Origin of the sequence: Shewanella sp. SR43-4 (assembly GCF_014163845.1) — a bacterium.
Lineage (GTDB): Bacteria > Pseudomonadota > Gammaproteobacteria > Enterobacterales > Shewanellaceae > Shewanella > Shewanella vesiculosa.
In genome coordinates this window covers 259,866-277,568 of the sequence record NZ_JACJEB010000001.1, presented here as the reverse complement: position 1 = coordinate 277,568, position 17,703 = coordinate 259,866, and the positions used below count along the sequence as shown (strand labels likewise).

Genomic DNA, 17,703 nt, shown 5'->3' with positions numbered 1-17,703 from the left:
TCCACAAGGGCCAATAATAGTATAACTTTATGCTTATATTGGCTTTGATTGACCAAGAAAATGAACATATCGACCTAAAGATAAATATGGCTCACGTTGTGAATAAGCCAATTCCATTTCAATAAGCTGATGTTTATCGAAGTTGGGCGGGAGATTATTTTTTAAGTAATCATTAATCACCCTAACCCCAGACTGACTGATCATCGACAGTTGCCATTGGGCAAACCAAGCGCGAACATCTGCAATATACAGGGGATGGTTGGGGGTTAATCCAACCTTCTTTTTAACCTTAAAATCACGCTTAACATAGTCAAAGTTGCCTGAAATTAAACTGTGAAAGCGCAAGGCTTCCTTATTAAAAAACATCAGCGAAAATAACCCATTCGGTTTTAGCAGGCTTAATAACCCATGCAAAGTCAATTCAGCATCAGTGAGCCATTCGGCTACAGCGTGGCATAAGATGACATCAAACTGACCAAACTGCTGCACGGTTAGTGCTTGAATAGGGCTATGCACTAACTCGATTGATAATTCTGTGTCTGAGGCGGCAATCTGTTGTTGGGCTATGGCCAACATCTGCTCAGAAATATCACATAGCACCACATCATGGCCCAACGCAGCCAGTTTTTGGCTCAAAAAACCAAATCCTCCCCCAGCATCTAAAATGCGTAATCGTGGTTTATTCAAGCGAGTTAATGCTGGGATTAAGTCTCGCCACAATACTGCAGCACGGATTTCACCTTTAGTGGTGCCATAGATGTTTTGCGCAAACTTTTGACTAAGAGTATCGAAATTTTTATCTTGCACGATTTAAGTTACATCACGTTATTGAGCCGATATGGAGTAACGTAATTGTCGCACTGTAGGCTGAAAAAGGTAAAGACAAATCAGTGATTGTGTATAGAGGGTAAATAAAAGTTTATCGATTAATCAATATAAGCAGCAATGACAACCGACTTTAAACGCATTTTATAATTAGCGGTTTAGCAACAGTAAGAGTCTAAGGTATAATGATCGACTAACCATCTTTGCAGCGCATACTTTTTGCTGCCTATTTAGGGTACAACATTGTGAGTCACGACTACGCTATCGAATTACAGGCGATGCCTTCGCTGTTGTCTTTGTATCGAAAAATCCTATTTGGTCGTAAACCGGGATGGGATCAACAACCGCTGCCGAATATTTATGTGCAAGCTTCTAATGTGGTGCTGTCGCAAGAGAAAATTCGGCAATATGCCGCTGTATGTGGTTTTGAATACGATGATAGGGTGTTACCTCCAACGTATTTATATGTGTGGGCATTTCGTTTGCATGCGATGATTTTTACTCATAAAGCCGTGACATTTCCGTTGCTTGGAATGATCCACTTAAAAAATAGTATTAGTGTATTTCGTCCTGTACGTACTGATGAAATATTGACTGTGCAGTGCGAACTTTCGGCGAGTCGCACTACAGATGCTGGACTTGAGTTTGATTTAGTTTCAAAAGTGTTGGTTGGTGAAGAGCTTGTATGGCAAGCGTTATCAACATACTTATATCGCATTGAGTCTGCTGGGCGGCGGGCTCGTCCGCCTAAAGCGTCTGAGATGGCATGGGAAAATGTCCAGCAATGGCGTTTAACCGATGACTTAGGCCGTCGTTATGCCAAAGCTTCGGGCGATTATAACTTGATCCATTTGCATCCTTTATTGTCAAAACGCTTTGGTTTTGAGCGAGTGTTGGCCCATGGCATGTGGTCTAAAGCGCGTGCATTATCTCAGTTGATGACTTATATCGGTGATCGACCTTTTCAGGTTGATGTTGAATTTAAATTACCGGTGTTTATGCCGTCTGAAGTGACATTTGCATTTGAAAGTACTGAGAATGGTAAACGTTTTCAAATACGTGATGTCAAAGGTCGTCGACCGCATTTGCAGGGTGATGTTACCTATTTATAAGCAGATAGACCTCGCTGAGGTGGCTTAAACGTCAGTGGTAAGTCAATTGCAAACATAAAAAAGCTCAGGTTAATACCTGAGCTTTTTTTATGGCAGACTTAAGGTACCGAGTGGCCCATTGCCGCTTCCCAAATGCTAAACCATTGTTGTCGATCAAGTTCAATGTTAGCTGAATTTACCGCGCTGGTGATACGTTCTAGATTACCACTGCCGATAATAGGAGCAGGGCGACTTGGATGCATACGAACCCAAGCATAAATGACTTGGCTAATGTCTTGTGCGCCAACTTGCTGAGCAATATCGTGCAGGGTATTGCGAATTCTAAGTGCTTGGGGCGTGTTCGCTGAAAGGAGATCTCCACCGCCCAAACAAGACCATGCCATTGGGGTGATGCGGTGTTGTTGACATTGATCAAGCACACCATCATGCAAGCTCTGCATGGCTAAAGGCGATATTTCAACTTGGTTAGTGATCAACGGAGCATTGAGGCGTGATTGCAGTAAATCAAATTGGCTGGTGGTAAAGTTAGATACACCAAAGTGGCTGACTTTACCTTGGGCATGCAATTGCTCGAAAGCGGCAGCCATTTCGTCAGCATTCATTAATGGATCGGGGCGATGGATGAGTAACACATCTAAGTGATCAGTTTTTAATTCAGTAAGTGAATTTTCAACACTTTGAATAATATGCGCTTTACTTGTGTCGTAATGATTAACATAACGACCATCATAGCCATCAAACAAGGGTTTAATGCCACACTTACTGATCAACTGCATTTGCTGACGTAACTGTGGTTTTAGGGCTAACGCTTCACCAAATAAGGTTTCACACTGATACATACCATATATATCAGCGTGGTCCATGGTCGTGACGCCAAGATCAAGATAATGCTCAATTAAGCCAAGCAGTTGCTGTGGCGACATATTCCAAGCATCAGCACGCCAAAATCCGGCGATAAAATCAGAAAATCTAAAAGTAGATTGGGTCATAAGTTAATTTTAACCTTAGTTAGGGGTAATAAATGCTTATTAAAGCACTTTTAGATCGGCATTAACTGATAAGCAACTCGCTATCAAAAGCCAACGAATCTTAGCAAGACAGAACAAAATCACTGAGCCAGTGTTATTTTTAGCTATTTACCTCATCCGCTAAATGGATGAGGTCAGTTAATCATTGTTGTAGCATACTTTGACACAATGTTTGACTACATTAGGCGACATAGCATGCCATTGATTTAGCTTGATTAGCTTAAGCACTGGGTTATTTTTGATAAATATGTACATCGCGTTGTGGGAACGGAATACTAATGCCTTCAGCATCAAAGCGTATTTTCACTGCACGAGTAATATCCCAGTAAACCTCCCAGTAATCATCAGGGTTAACCCAAGGCCTGACAACAAAGTCGACTGAAGATTCACCTAATGTGTGCAGTTTTACAATTGGTTCTGGATGTTCTTGCACCTTAGGGTGTTGCTCAACAATACTTTTTAAAATGGTTTCAGCATGTTCAACATTGTCGCTGTAACTAATACCAAAAATCATGTCTACGCGGCGCTGATGCTCGGCAGTAATATTGTTAATGGTATCGCCCCAAATTTTATTGTTTGGCACAATCAAGCGTTGGTTATCGAGGGTTTTGATGGTTGTTGATACTAAGCTCATGTGACTCACACGACCGTTAACATTGGCTGCATTAATTAGATCACCGACATCAAATGGACGATAGATTAAGATCATCATCCCAGATGCAAAGTTTGATAATGTGTCTTGTAATGCAAAACCAATAATCACACCGGCAATACCAAAGCCAGCGAGCAAAGGCCCAAGCTCAAACCCGAGCTGTGATAAGGCAATTAATAATCCTAATGCAAATACCACCTTACTGGACAACGAAATAAAGAAGTCTTGCAGTAATTGGCTAAATTGTAATTTTGATGCTTTTACTGTTTTCGAGATAATTTTGGTGACAATTTTGGCCACTAAACTGGCTAAAAATAAAATAAATACAAAGACTAAAATTTTGAAGGTTAAGCTAGGACCATTATTAATGGTTTGATCTTTGATGACGTTAAGCCAGCCTTGCAGCAGATTAGACGCGACACTGAAGTTCAATACATCTTGGGTAATATCACCAGACACGCTAAACAAGGTTTGTTTAAAAGCCGTGACATCTTGGCCTAGTGTTTCGAGCATTCCCGCTGATACAGCTAGGCTTGAGCTACTTTGATCTAAACGTTCTTTTAGTGCCATCACCTCTGCTTTTTGTTCGGCAGTGATATCGGCCCCAGCGCTTTCAGCTTCTGAAACGGCTTTTTGTAATTCATCTTGTGTGTAATGCACTAAACTGTCGAAATGGTCGGCGCGTTTGAGCATAAAATCGGTTAATTTCTGTTGTTGAATACTGACATCCATATTCAAGCTTTTAGCCCATTGCAGCGAGGTTAATTGTGCCTTGAGATAGTGGTCTCGTTCAAATTCTCGTTGTGATATAGCTAAGACAACCTTACTTTCATCACCTTGCTTGATATCAAGACGCATAAGCATAATTTGATCGTCTAAATAACTCCCGACACTGTTTAAAAAATCCAGCTGACTTTGAACTAAAGTGATTAGGTATTGCGGGTTTTCATCTGGAGTTTTGATCAGCTGCGCAATTATATCGCGTAATTCAGATGACTTGTTCTTAATCCTATATTCAGTAAAGTTACGTAATTCACCTTTTGCCTTAAACAGTAGGCGGGTATCTTGATCAATTGTTTGTTGTAATCGGCTGATTTTATTTTGAGTGTCGGTTAACTGACTGGTGGTGACAATCGGTGCTGTTGCATCTTGTTCTGCGCTAGCTGTTGGCGACATAAACACCACTAAGGTGAATAATATCGTAAATAAAATCCGTAGCATGAAAGGTCGTCCTTTGGCGTTGAGTTGTGCCTATAATAGTGGAAAACGCCTATAGTAGCCAAGTACAGCAATTCTTAGGGTTATTTGTTACACTTGCCGCCATTATTGAACTGAGGGAATTATCATGTCGCTGCAATGTGCTCATTGCTATAAATCTTTTTCAATTGCGAAGGTCAATGACAGTCGTGGTAAAGGTTTGTCGGTTGAGGTGCAATGCCCTCATTGTGCTGCATGGCTTGGGCATAACAAGTTGTTATCAATTGCTAAGATGTTTGGGTTTTATGGTGGTGTAGTTGCCGCTGTAGTCGGTTATTTTTTTGACAATGTAGCGTCGATCACCACGCCATTGATTATATTAGCGGTTATCATTGTTGGTTTATCGCATATTATGGACCATTTACAACTGATCGAAGCCCCTGAAAATGATCCTAGTACAGAACCTGGTGCAAAATAGGTTAATTCACCTCAATCACTTGGCTTTCTAATGAGGCTTCAACGTAGTAAATACCGCCTAGTACAACAACAGCAACAATGGCTATTACTAAAATGATGCCAATGTTTTCACGAATAAATAGTGCCATGGTGTTTGTCCTGTAATGATGATGTTTACTCATGCATTATGTTATGGGTAATAGCTTAAGACTATCTTAAAAATAACGACTTAGTTATTTGTCGGTAGTTTATGATTTTACTGTCAATATGTCGCCATGATTTATCACAATCTAAGTGTTGCTTTTTATTGGTGGTCTTTTACACTAATGGCCACTTTTATTAACCTGATGGATTTTTACTGGTGAGTTCCCGCATCAAAATAAGACAAACTATCGCAATCTGGCTTAGTGCCATTTTGATTGTGTTGTCTGTTGCTGCGTCAGCCCATTCAGTTAGACATCTCGATGACGGTGTAAAAAATCACTGTACCTTGTGTTTTCACCAACTTCATCTTAATAAAACCCTGCAGTTTTCCAGTTTTGTGTTTGCCGTTACTAAGCAAACTTTTGAACTTCAGCAGTATACTCTACCTCCTTTCTCAACGGTTTTTCATCGCTATTACCACAGTCGCGCGCCACCACAATCCCTGTAATTCAACACATTACATTTATTAATTTTTCCGTTATCGGATAGTTCATGTTGAACAGCGATAGGCGGATATTTGTTGTATTTTGGAGATTTTATGTCTGCGTTAAACACCCGTGTGTCAATTTTAGCATTAGCTTGTGCTGTGAGTTCTTATTCTGTCATGGCAGAAGATTCTAGTTTAACCAACCCTAATATAAGTGCAGTGCTCGATGGTTACTATCAAACAGGTGACCGACCATTAGCTGAGCGTGCAGAAGGTTTTGGTTTAGGTGAAACTGAGTTGGCCTTGAGTGCCAATATTGATGAAATGTTTTACGGTAAAGTGACCGCCATTATTGAGTCACATGACGGTGAAACAGAGCTTAATTTAGAAGAAGCCTTTATTCAAACATTAGCTATGCCTTATGGTTTATCGGTTCGTGCAGGTCGTTTTTTATCTGACATTGGCTATTTAAATAACCAACATTTACACACAGACTCATTTTCTGATCGTCCAGCTGCTTACCGTGCATTTTTAGGCGGACATTATTTTGATGATGGTATTCGTTTAAACTATGTCGCGCCAACCGATCTCTACTGGACTCTGGGTGTCGAAGCGTTTAAGGGAGAAAGTTTACGTGCTGCGGATGCACATGGTGAGCGCGATTTTGATAACCTTGGGGTGTACAGTGCGTTAACCAAGATGGGGGGTGATATTGGTATAGAAAGTTCTTGGCAGTTAGGCTTAAGTTATCTTCGCAATCAAAATGGTCAAGCTTATGCCGAAGATGAGCATAATGAGGAAGAAGAGGGGCATGATGAAGAACATGCTGGACATAGCCATAGTGCTTCTTATACAGGTAAAAACACCTACATTGCTGATGTTGTTTATAAGTGGGCACCTAATGGTAACTACAAATACCAAAATTTAACTGTCAGTGGTGAATATTTTAGAGTAACTGATATTTTTGCTATGGAACCTGGTCATATTATTGAGGCCGACCATGAAGATATTAGTAGTGATGACTATCACCAGGGCTGGTATGTCAGTAGTGTGTATCAATTTTCTCCTCGTTGGTCTGCTGGGATTCGTTATGGTCAAGTGGATACTTATGAAGTCCATGGCGATCACCTTCATCCACAACAATTGAAAGAGTCAGAAGTCAGTTTAGCATGGCACAGTAGTCATTTTTCGACAGTGCGCTTGCAATACACTCATCAGACTGGGACTAATTTCGATGGTTTTGAAGATGATAATATCCTTACTTTACAATATGTCATGTCATTAGGAGCTCACGGTGCGCATCAATACTAAATTGCTTTTAGCAGTGGCTTCAATGTCACTGCTGTTTACCGCGACAGCACAAGCGGAACTCAATGTGTTTGCATGTGAACCTGAATATGCAGCACTGACATTAGCGCTAGCACCCGATGCAAAAGTGTATTCGGCAACAACAGCGATGCAAGATCCACATCAAGTACAAGCAAGACCAAGCCTGATTGCGAAGATGCGTCAAGCTGATGTAGTGGTTTGTGCAGGGGCAGACTTAGAAATAGGTTGGCTGCCTATGCTGCAAATGAAGTCGGCTAATCCTCAGGTTAGGTCGACGGATAAGGGCTTATTTTTTGCTGCAGAGCATATTGATACCTTGGATAAGTTAGCCTCAGTGGATCGTTCAATGGGCGACGTTCATGCAAAGGGAAATCCCCATTTGCATCTAGATCCGCAGCGGATGTTAATAGTTGCACAGGCCTTGAGTACCAAATTTACTCAAATCGATCCTGACAATGCCAGTCTTTATCGCCAGTCGTTGGCCGATTTTAGTCAAGCTTGGCAAGCTAAAATACCGCAATGGCAACAGCAGGCTAAGGATTTAGCTGGTAAGAAGGTTATCGCCTACCATTCAAGCTTTCGTTATTTGTTCAAATGGATTGGCATTGAGCAAGTCGCCGATCTCGAGCCCAAGCCAGGTATCGCACCTACGAGTAGCCATTTAGCCTCTTTGCTTACTCGTGCGGAAAAAGGCGATGTAATGGCGATTATTGTGGCGTCATACCAAGATGAGCGTGGGGCAAAATGGTTAGGCGAACGCGCTAATCTGCCAGTATTGGTGCTACCGATATCGGTGGGTGGCAACGAAGAGAGTAAAGACCTGATTAGCTTATACGACAGCATACTTAGCCTATTGAATAAGGTGAAATAACAATATGTTTGATGTTGAGTTACTGTCTATCTTGTTGCCTGCGTTAGCGGCAGGGTTATTGGTATTATCAACCCATGTGCTGTTAGGTCAACAAGTGCTTAAGCGTGGCATTATCTTTATTGATTTGGCTATTGCTCAAGTTGCAGCCTTAGGGGCGATAGTATCGCACATTGATCATAGGCTAGAGGATTTACCCTATGCCCATGTGTGGATGCCTGCGTTGTTTGCTCTAGGCGGTGCAGGCATTATTGCTTGGATGGCAAAGCGGTTAGTCGGTGAGCTCGAGGCATTTATTGGCTGCTTTTATGTGCTCAGTGCGGTGGCGGCAATGTTGTTATTAGCCAACGACCCTCATGGTGCTGAGTTATTAAAGCAATTAATGTCGGGGCAAATATTGTGGGTGAGTTGGTCTCAGTTAGCACTACCGGCAGTGGTTTCTGCTGGTATTCTGGGGATTATTATCGCAAAACCGCAAATATTAGATGGTGCTGGGTTTTACTTTCTATTTGCCTTAGTGATTACTTTGTCGGTGGAACTCGTGGGAGTGTATTTAGTGTTTAGCACCCTAATTTTGCCAGCTTTGGCCTTAAACCAATATCATGGTAAACCCAAACTCGCTTTGGCGTATGGGGTCGGTATTGTGGGTTATATTGCTGGGTTGCTGTTGTCTGCTAGTTATGACTTACCCAGTGGTGCAGCCATAGTGGCAACATTAGCGTTAAGTGCATTTTTATTTAGAATGTTGCTAAAACTGCGATTGCCAGTATTAGCTGGTTAAGCCACTAATAATTAACTTGTTAACCAAATGGCTAATCTTTCATAGAAAGCTTGTTACTCTGCCCCTACTCACAGGGGCAGAGTATTTCAGCGTACATATGTAAACAAAACGTTGAGTCCCTAGACTAGCATCGCTATACTGACGCCAATTTTATTGCAGGAGTATGCTGTGCTGCTTATCGCTCGTTCAATCATTCTCGCCGTGCTATTATTTTTAGCCTTTATATTTTCGGTTGTCATTTGCCTATTTCGGCCTATGCATCGCGACAATGTACATTTTGTGGCCCGTTTTTTTGGTTCCGTTGCGCCAGTATTGGGCATTAAAGTCATTAAACGTGTTCACTCTGCGAGTGCTACACCGCAACCTTGTATTTACTTAGCTAATCATCAAAATAATTTTGATTTATTTACCCATACATCAGTAGTGCCTAAAGCGACAGTGAGCTTAGGTAAAAAAAGTTTGCTATGGATGCCATTATTCGGGCAAATTTATTGGTTATCGGGCAATATTCTTATTGATCGTAAAAACCGTCATAGTGCGTTTGATACTATGGCGAAAACAGTCGATAAGATGAAAAATAAACTCCTGTCAGTGTGGATATTTCCTGAAGGAACTCGTTCTCGTGGTCGTGGATTATTACCCTTTAAAGTGGGTGCTTTTCACACTGCGATAGCTGCCCAAGCACCCATAGTGCCAGTCTTAGCGTCTTGTCAGAATCATATAAACCTAAATCGTTGGAACAACGGTGTGGTGATTGTAGAAATGATGGCGCCAGTAGCCACGGCAGGTTTAGATAAAAATGATGTGAAAGCATTAAATGCTAAAGTGCATCAATTAATGTCAGCACGTTTGGTCGAATTGAATAAAGAAGCACAAGCATTAATGCTACAAGCGCAATAATATTGTTATCGGTCGCCTAACATCGCTCATAAACTCGCAACTTGTGTCAGTTTGGGTATAATTGAATAAATTTTTACAGGTCCTATTTACGGAGTAATCCATGTCTGTTGAGCGTCAGTTAAAAGAACAATTTGCTGAAAATCTTGAAATTGTTGATGCCTTACTTGCCGATGGTTCAGAGCCTGATGCGGAATATACTATTGAACATCATTTTTCAGCGACCAATTTTGATCGTTTAGAAAAAGCCGCTGTTGACGCATTTAAACTCGGTTTTGAAGTGAACGATGCCGAAGAAATGGAGCTTGAAGATGGCTCGATTATTTTCTGTTTTGATGCTATCGCTAAGCATAAGCTAGAAGTGCCTTTATTGGATAAAGCCTGTGAACAGTTAATTCAACTCGCCGCCAAGCAAAAAGTAGACTATGACGGTTGGGGAACTTACTTTGTTGGTGATGAAGTTGAAGTTGAAGGCGACGAAGAAGACGATGAATTTGAAGATGATGAATACGAAGATGACAATGACTCAGATGATAAATTTCACTAAGTAATCATTTGCTGAATACCATAAAAAACGCTCATCCATGATGAGCGTTTTTTTATGGCTGAATAGCAATTATTGATAACCTATTATTTATTAATAATGCTTTGATTACGACCTTGTTGTTTAGCAAGATATAGTGCTTTATCTGCACCGGATAACCAGGTAGAGCTATTGTCTATTTCTGAATCTAAATCATTAATCCCTATACTTATAGTGACTTTTATCAGGCGATTTTCGAATGCTATTTCAGATTCTTCAATGCGTTTTCGTAACCGTTCGGTAAAGTTCAGTGCATCTTCTGCTGTGGTTTTAGATAACACCACGCCAAACTCTTCACCACCATAACGGCCGGCACAGTCGGTTTCACGTAATGCTTGTTTTAACAGATAAGCGATATGTTGGATAACTTTATCGCCAGCAGGGTGACCATACTTGTCGTTAATCAGTTTGAAATTATCGATATCAATCATGACTAAAGATGCCGCATCACCGTAACGTGAATAGCGATCAAACTCTTTTTCCATACAATCTTGCCAGTGGCGACGGTTATGTAGCTGGGTTAAGCCATCGGTTTGGCTTAATTGCTCCAGTTGCTCATTGGCCGATTTTAATTGCAGTTTATTTACCGCTATATCGGTTACATCATAGACAATAATACTGATGTGGGTGATTTGCCCTGTTAATGAAGCTAATGGTAGTAAGGTAATGTTCTGATACATAAAATCAGCTCGTCCCGTTACTGGCCGATAGTTTTTAAACTTGAATACGTATGGACGTTGTTCCCAACTAATAAAAGTGCGATTTTTTAATACAAATACCGATTCCATTTTTTTCTTCAGCCAATCAGCCTGTAAATCTGGAAACTGTTCGAACAGATTTTTACCCTTAATGGAGTTCGGTGATACGCCGCTGTGGTTTTCCATAAAACCATTCCAAAGCTGGATATTATAGTCGCGATCGAGCACAACTAAGCCTACCTCAATGGTTTGCACCATATCGATTAGCCAGTGAAGCTCATTCATCGCACTTTGGTCATTTGACATAAAGAGTATCCAACATTAATCGAGTAAGTAGCCAAGCTTATAGTTAAGCGTAGGAATAGAGTCTTCAGTAAACAGCAGCAAAAGATCACATTGAATATTGTAATCTTCGATTCGATAGTTGATTTCCATCGCTAGAGTTCGTTGCCATTTGTCTGAGTTGTCGTGAATGAGTTCATTGACGCTGCAATGTCTGCCAAGTACAACCGGATGTGCCTGACTGAATTTCATGTCAAGTTGTTCAGATATACCATTTAGAAATGCTCCTATGAGCACGTTACCGGTATCCATCATCACTTCTATTTCTGTGGTGATGTCTTCTGGATTATCTAAGCCCATCAATTTGGCCATGTCTTCAAAGCTAGAGTCATGGAACAGCAATAACGCTTCACCAGCGATTCCTGCACCAATAAATCCTTGGCACAGCCCTGAGACAGTTGAGTTTCGCTCGGTGGCTTTTAAGGCCATGGTTAATTCACTAACTTCTAGCACGTTCACATTTGGGATTGGTAATAATACAAATACATCTAGAAGTTTAGCGAGTAAGTCTGCGGCTCTACCCATAGCGACGTTAGCGATTTCTTGGCATGCGTCACGCATATCAACTTTCATCATTGGAGTGTCGTCAGCTTTATTACCCTGAGTAAGGGTTAAAATGCCGTACTCTTGTAAAATATGGCTGATAGCTTCTGCACTAACGGGTTTTTGAATAAAGTCCAGAGCACCTAAAGCTTTGACTCGCTCATGGGCCTTAATTTGAATATCACCTGACACCACAATGATCAGCGCGGGTAAATCTTGCTGTTGTACCGCTTGGAGTACTTCATAACCATCCATGACCGGCATGTTGAGATCGAGAAAGACAATCTCACCTTTACCTGCGCGAATGACCTCAAGCCCTTCGGCACCATTGGTGGCGTAGCTAATTTCAACGTCCCAGTCTTTGGGGAGAGTTCTTGCCATTTGTTTTCTGGCGAGTGCAGAGTCGTCGCATATTAATATTGGAATGGTCATTGTTGCTGGTCTTCCTTATTTCGCCTTTAAGAAAAAAACACCCATTAATGCAACCGCGAGTGGTATGAGGCGGATAGTTATAATTATAAGACTATTTACAGCGATTTTTTGTTCGTTAGCTCATTATACGTATTTGCTTACAATATTGATAACTTAGTTTTAACATTTAATTAAGTTGGTAACATTTGTATAGCTGTTACCACAATGTCATCAATGTCATATCAATCTGGCGTTATATTTCGTGTAGAAGCATGAAGATTGGATGGTTATGCCTAAATTAATACTGTATCAGGCTAACACTCAATGGAATATTGTTCAAAATAAAGCGTGGCAACATTTTGACCAATGCTGATTATTTGTCATGTTATTACTATTCGGCAGATAGTCCAGATATGTTAGTCTAAAAACTGGACTGACCAGTAATGGGGTGCTTTATGGAAAAAGAGTTAATTAAGTTCAGGGTTGAGCATGGTATTGCCCATGTTTGCCTAAACAGACCCTGTAAAATAAATGCGCTTAATGTTGAGATGTTTACCGCGATAGATGCGCTTATTAAGCAGATCAGAGCTGATAAACAGATTAATGCGGTGATTTTATCCGGCGCCGAAGGCAATTTCTGTTCAGGCTTAGATGTGAAGAGTGTGGCGAGTTCACCCACCAGTGCCTTGAAGCTATTATTTAAGTGGTTGCCAGGTAATGCAAACTTAGCTCAGCGGGTGTCTTTGGGCTGGCAGCGTTTACCGATTCCTGTTATTGCGGTGTTAGACGGCTGTTGTTATGGCGGTGGCACCCAAATAGCTTTAGGGGCTGATATTCGTATTGCCACGCCACATTGTAAGTTGTCGATAATGGAAGCAAAGTGGGGGCTTGTGCCAGATATGGCTGGTTTGGTGGCATTAAGACAAATTATGCCGAAAGACAAAGCGTTGATGTTGACCTATACCGCGGATATTTTAACTGCTGAGCAAGCGCTTGAGCTAGGTTTGGTGACTCAAATAAGTTATAACGCTTATGAGTATGCTACGGCATTAGCTCAAAAAATTATGCGTACTTCGCCCGATGCCAATGCCGCCATTAAACGCAGTATCAATCAAAGTTGGAGTGCCTCTGTACGCAGTTTATTAGCCCGGGAATCGTTGAGCCAAATTCGATTATTATTGGGGAAAAACCGGGTGATTGCTGCGATTAGACAAACTAAAAATCCACATAAGGCCTATCGCGTTCGTCAGTCTTGGTGGTAAGTAAATCGATTAGCACCAATGTATCGATGCAATGACTATCTACCGATGGCGGTTCGGGAAAAGCCTTCAATTTGATTCAGGGCTTCTTCCCAGCCACTAGCATTGCTTAAATCTAAACTCATCTGATATTGGCGATAGTATCGAGCCGGTTTAACTTGATTGTAATTAAGTCGAGTAGGAGCTTGTTCAATCGAATTAGGGTGTGCATCAGCCGATTGAATATCGAGTATTGGAATCGACATAGTCACTAATTGCTCGGCAATTGATTTACGCTGACTTTGCGGATCAATTAAATATTCGTACTCGCGATAAGGGTTGATGATGACCAGTACATCTGGCGTAGGAATTTTTTTGTCATAGAGCAAATTGATGATCATGCCGGCGCTATCATCAAGCACAATCATAATCTTTCCGCCAGGGAACAAACTGGTGGTTGCGGGTAATTGATTTAGAGCTTCATTTAGATTGGTTTGTTGAAAATTTCTCAGTTCAAGTAACTGAGATGACTCATATTTAGGAACGCTTTTGTCACTACTTAATTGTAATTGTTCTGTGCCTGCTTTAGTAATTTCTTCAGGTTTAGTGGCATAGTTTGGTCGATATAAGCCTTTTGCTGGTGTGAGGCTAATACTCGCCCAGCCGAGGCTATTAATATTAGTTCGCAGATAGCTGGCTAAACCCGCGGCATCTGCATCTGTGTCTGACGCGGCCACAATCACCGCCGAGCCAAAGTGTTTTTTGCTCTGCCAAGACCGGACCAGAATTTCACTTTGTTTACCGTCAATAGTGATAAATTTTATTTCATCAGCAGATAGGTAAGCATAAGGTTGCTGCGCTTTTACGCTCGGCATGGCCATTAATAAGCTTACTGTTACGATTAATAACAGACTTAGTCGTCCTAATTGCACCATAACCTCTCAGTAAAAAACACTTAATATGATTAGCTTAATGTATAACGATGAGTAAAAACAATGCCCTGATAAACAGGGCATTTTTTACACGATATTATTGCAACAACGAGTTAAGCGTTATACGTGGCTAACAAGCACCATACGTATTGCATCAAGCTGTAATTGACTGTTGTCCATATAGCCCGTTAATTCGACCATTTGATTACGAATATATTCTAGTTCGTCTTCACGAATGTTCGGATTAACTGCTTTTAAGGCTTCTAGTCTTTCCAATTCGCCAGTGAGTTGCTGAGTCATTTTAGCGCGGCCATCGACCACTAACTGTGCTAGCGATTGCTTGGCAAACTCTTCACCTTTGGCCAATAAAGGGTGCAAAATAGGCTGCGATGCATTAACAAGCTTACTGGCAATATGACGGTTAACCGCACTAAGTTGCTTATCAAAGCTGGCATAATCCACTTTGTCTGCCATGTTTAAGCCATTTTTATCCAGCAACACTCTAATAGGAGTGGGTGGTAAATAACGGTATAGCTGACTCGCTTTTGGCGCCGAGGCATCGGCCATGTAAATCAATTCTAAAAACAGGGTACCTGCAGGTAGCGCCTTATTTTTTAGAATGGCCACACTGGTGGTGCCGGTATCTGAGCCGGTGATTAAATCTAAGCCAGTTTGTACTAAAGGGTGCTCTTGCGAAATAAAGGCAATGTCATCACGTGCCAACGCCGTGGTGCGATCGAAGGTGACTGTGATGCCATCTTCATGCAGTCCAGGATACGTTGGGAACATCATATGTTCACTAGGGCGTAAGATAATCGAGTTTTCACCACGATCTTCTTGATCAACACCAATAATGTCCCATAAACGGATCACTGAACCGATTAGATGGGTATCATTATCACTGTCTGACAAGCGTTTAATTAACGCATTAGCACGCTCGCCGCCATGAGAATTGATCTCTAGCAGTTTATCGCGGCCTTGCTCCATTGCTTGCTTAAGCTCTTTGTAGCGATGCTGAGTATGATTGAGTAACTGGGTCATTATCTCTTCATCATCGTCGCACAGCACGTTAATCAGCTCATCAGCAAATTCGTTAAATAACACATGTCCGCTCGGGCAAGTGAGTTCAAACGCATTCAATCCTTGATGATACCAACGCATTAATCTTTCTTGGGCGGTATCGCGCAGGTAAGGTAAATGAATTTGAATATCGTTTAGCTGACCAATACGATCTAAACGGCCAATCCGCTGCTCTAGTAAGTCAGGGTTAAGCGGCAAATCGAACAGTACTAGGTGGCTAGCAAATTGGAAATTGCGACCTTCAGAACCGATTTCAGAACAAATTAATGCCTGAGCACCGCCTTCTTCTTGGGCAAAATACGCCCCGGCTTTGTCACGTTCAATAATCGACATTTCTTCATGAAAAACTGTTGCCTGAATACCTTCGCGAGTACGTAATGCTTCTTCAAGACTTAAAGCCGTTTCAGCTTGGCTGGCAATAATCAGTACTTTTTTACTGCGGTGAGACTTTAAAAACTCAATTAACCAATCTACTCGAGGATCAAATTTCCACCAACTGGCACTGTCGCTTTCAAAAGCTTGATACAGTTTTTCAGGGCTCAATGCCTGAGCGGCTTTATCTTGTGGTTGTTTGGCGCTGCCCATCATGGCATTGACACGTTCCGCGGTAACGTATTGTGCTGGCATGTCTTGTGGGTAGGCATTAAACAAACGCTTAGGAAACCCTTTCACTGAGGCGCGACTGTTACGATAAAGAACGCGGCCGGTACCATGACGATCGAGTAATTCTTGCAGTAATTCTTGACGTGCCGCTTGCTGTGATTCGGCATCAACATCCTTTGACTGGATCAAGCGGATACTTGGCTCGATGTCTTTTTCGCTCAGCAATTCGGTTAAGCTATTAATGGCGCTGTCGGGTAATTTACTGTCTTTACTTAATGCTTCAGCGGCTTGCGCGACATCTTTATAGCTTGATTCTTCTGCTAAAAAAGCATCGTAGTCATAAAAACGATCTGGATCGAGCAAACGTAAACGGGCAAAGTGGCTTTGATGACCCAGTTGATCAGGGGTCGCGGTAAGGAGCAATACGCCAGGAACGACTTCACTTAACGCTTCAACGATTTTATAGGCACGGCTTGGCGCATCTTCTGACCATTCTAGATGGTGAGCTTCATCGACAACCATTAAGTCCCAATCGGCATCGACAGCTTGTTCAAGACGTTTTTTCTTACGCAATAAATCAAGTGAACAAATAACCAATTGTTCGGTATAGAACGGATTATCATTGTCGGCATAAGCTTCAACACAACGATCTTCATCAAACACTGAAAAACGTAAATTAAAGCGACGTAACATTTCAACTAACCACTGGTGACGTAGCGTATCGGGTACGATAATTAAAATGCGTTCAGCACGACCTGTGAGTAACTGCTGATGAATAATTAAACCCGCTTCAATGGTTTTACCTAACCCTACTTCATCGGCCAATAATACTCGCGGCGCATAGCGACTACCGACTTCATGAGCAATCCATTGTTGATGAGCAATTAAGCCAACTCGTGGGCCTTGCTGACCGAGTAAGTCTGATGTGGCTAATTTGTGGCGTAATAACTGACATTGGTAACGTACACCAAAGCGTTCTAAGCGATCAATTTGCCCAGCAAATAAACGGTCTTGGGGCTTATTGAAACGAATATTGTGGTTCAGCATCGTCTCACGAAGACTGACCTTTTCTTTGGTTTCGCTGTGGATCCCGTGATAAATCACCAATTGATTTTTTTCTTCAAGCTCTTCAATGGTGATACTCCAACCTTCACCGCTTTCGACAGTGTCTCCGGGGTTAAAAATAACCCGGGTTAAGGGAGCTTCACTGCGAGAAAACATCCGGTTTTCTCCAGTGGCAGGAAATAGCAGCGTAACCATGCGGCCTTCAACTTGAACGACTGTTCCTAATCCGAGTTCTGACTCGGTATCACTTATCCAGCGTTGACCTAAGGCAAACGGCATCTTCTACTCTCATTTATTGCGTGAAACAAAAAAGGGGGCGTATGTTAAACCAAACCCATCCAGATTGAAATTCTAGCATTGATTTATCGTGTAGATGTTCATTTTTACACCATCTTGACATGTTAGCGTCACATTGACGTCATAGTGTGAAAC

Annotated in this window: 17 protein-coding genes; 9 read left to right on the top strand and 8 right to left on the bottom strand. The window is 41.7% G+C overall.

The features are described 5' to 3' along the window. Window positions 1–33: 33 nt before the first annotated feature. Window positions 34–807 (bottom strand): methyltransferase domain-containing protein, encoded by a 774-nt coding sequence (locus tag H5123_RS01265; protein WP_182696756.1) that lies wholly within the window; start codon window positions 805–807, stop codon window positions 34–36. Window positions 808–1,103: 296 nt separating this feature from the next. On the opposite strand from H5123_RS01265, the gene H5123_RS01260 reads away from it, so the two are divergent. After that, on the top strand, window positions 1,104–1,937 hold the full coding sequence (locus tag H5123_RS01260; RefSeq protein WP_124015364.1) for a MaoC/PaaZ C-terminal domain-containing protein: 834 nt from the start codon (window positions 1,104–1,106) through the stop codon (window positions 1,935–1,937). 98 nt (window positions 1,938–2,035) lie between these two features. On the opposite strand, the gene H5123_RS01255 is transcribed toward H5123_RS01260, so the two are convergent. After that, entirely contained in the window at window positions 2,036–2,926 is an 891-nt protein-coding gene (locus tag H5123_RS01255; RefSeq protein ID WP_182696755.1) for an aldo/keto reductase family oxidoreductase, read from the bottom strand. 271 nt (window positions 2,927–3,197) lie between these two features. Beyond that, window positions 3,198–4,838: a mechanosensitive ion channel domain-containing protein gene (locus H5123_RS01250; RefSeq protein ID WP_182696754.1), complete on the bottom strand. Its 1,641-nt coding sequence runs from the start codon at window positions 4,836–4,838 to the stop codon at window positions 3,198–3,200. A gap of 124 nt (window positions 4,839–4,962) precedes the next feature. Between H5123_RS01250 and H5123_RS01245 the strand changes: the two genes are divergently transcribed. Further along, window positions 4,963–5,292, top strand: a complete 330-nt coding sequence (locus tag H5123_RS01245) for a hypothetical protein (protein WP_182696753.1) — start codon at window positions 4,963–4,965, stop codon at window positions 5,290–5,292. Between the two features lies 1 nt (window position 5,293). Here the strand turns inward: H5123_RS01245 and H5123_RS20540 are convergent, their stop codons facing one another. Continuing rightward, window positions 5,294–5,419, bottom strand: a complete 126-nt coding sequence (locus H5123_RS20540; RefSeq protein ID WP_259395238.1) for a hypothetical protein — start codon at window positions 5,417–5,419, stop codon at window positions 5,294–5,296. Between the two features lie 212 nt (window positions 5,420–5,631). Here H5123_RS20540 and H5123_RS01240 point away from each other — a divergent pair, with 212 nt between their 5' ends. From H5123_RS01240 to rraB, 6 genes are all read left to right on the top strand, one after another. After that, the gene (locus H5123_RS01240; protein ID WP_182696752.1) at window positions 5,632–5,922 is read left to right on the top strand and encodes an ABC-type zinc uptake system zinc chaperone; all 291 of its coding nucleotides are present in this window, start codon (window positions 5,632–5,634) and stop codon (window positions 5,920–5,922) included. Between the two features lie 90 nt (window positions 5,923–6,012). Further along, complete coding sequence (locus tag H5123_RS01235) at window positions 6,013–7,212, top strand: hypothetical protein (RefSeq protein WP_182696751.1); 1,200 nt, start codon at window positions 6,013–6,015, stop codon at window positions 7,210–7,212. Then, a complete protein-coding gene (locus tag H5123_RS01230; RefSeq protein ID WP_182696750.1) occupies window positions 7,196–8,101 on the top strand; it encodes a metal ABC transporter solute-binding protein, Zn/Mn family in 906 nt (301 codons plus the stop codon). Before H5123_RS01235 ends, H5123_RS01230 begins: the two co-directional genes overlap by 17 nt. A gap of 4 nt (window positions 8,102–8,105) precedes the next feature. Beyond that, on the top strand, window positions 8,106–8,879 hold the full coding sequence (locus tag H5123_RS01225) for a metal ABC transporter permease (protein ID WP_124015123.1): 774 nt from the start codon (window positions 8,106–8,108) through the stop codon (window positions 8,877–8,879). Between the two features lie 168 nt (window positions 8,880–9,047). Further along, the gene (locus H5123_RS01220) at window positions 9,048–9,779 is read left to right on the top strand and encodes a 1-acylglycerol-3-phosphate O-acyltransferase (protein ID WP_124015122.1); all 732 of its coding nucleotides are present in this window, start codon (window positions 9,048–9,050) and stop codon (window positions 9,777–9,779) included. Window positions 9,780–9,879: 100 nt separating this feature from the next. After that, entirely contained in the window at window positions 9,880–10,323 is a 444-nt protein-coding gene (gene rraB / locus H5123_RS01215) for a ribonuclease E inhibitor RraB (RefSeq protein WP_182696749.1), read from the top strand. A gap of 83 nt (window positions 10,324–10,406) precedes the next feature. On the opposite strand, the gene H5123_RS01210 is transcribed toward rraB, so the two are convergent. After that, on the bottom strand, window positions 10,407–11,363 hold the full coding sequence (locus H5123_RS01210) for a sensor domain-containing diguanylate cyclase (RefSeq protein ID WP_182696748.1): 957 nt from the start codon (window positions 11,361–11,363) through the stop codon (window positions 10,407–10,409). 15 nt (window positions 11,364–11,378) lie between these two features. Continuing rightward, on the bottom strand, window positions 11,379–12,374 hold the full coding sequence (locus H5123_RS01205) for a response regulator (RefSeq protein ID WP_124015119.1): 996 nt from the start codon (window positions 12,372–12,374) through the stop codon (window positions 11,379–11,381). Window positions 12,375–12,808: 434 nt separating this feature from the next. Here H5123_RS01205 and H5123_RS01200 point away from each other — a divergent pair, with 434 nt between their 5' ends. Continuing rightward, window positions 12,809–13,615, top strand: coding sequence for a crotonase/enoyl-CoA hydratase family protein (locus H5123_RS01200; protein ID WP_182696747.1), 807 nt, complete (start codon window positions 12,809–12,811; stop codon window positions 13,613–13,615). Window positions 13,616–13,650: 35 nt separating this feature from the next. Here the strand turns inward: H5123_RS01200 and H5123_RS01195 are convergent, their stop codons facing one another. Further along, window positions 13,651–14,526, bottom strand: coding sequence for a DUF3530 family protein (locus H5123_RS01195; RefSeq protein ID WP_182696746.1), 876 nt, complete (start codon window positions 14,524–14,526; stop codon window positions 13,651–13,653). 117 nt (window positions 14,527–14,643) lie between these two features. Beyond that, the gene (gene rapA / locus H5123_RS01190; protein WP_182696745.1) at window positions 14,644–17,550 is read right to left on the bottom strand and encodes an RNA polymerase-associated protein RapA; all 2,907 of its coding nucleotides are present in this window, start codon (window positions 17,548–17,550) and stop codon (window positions 14,644–14,646) included. Window positions 17,551–17,703: the final 153 nt, after the last annotated feature.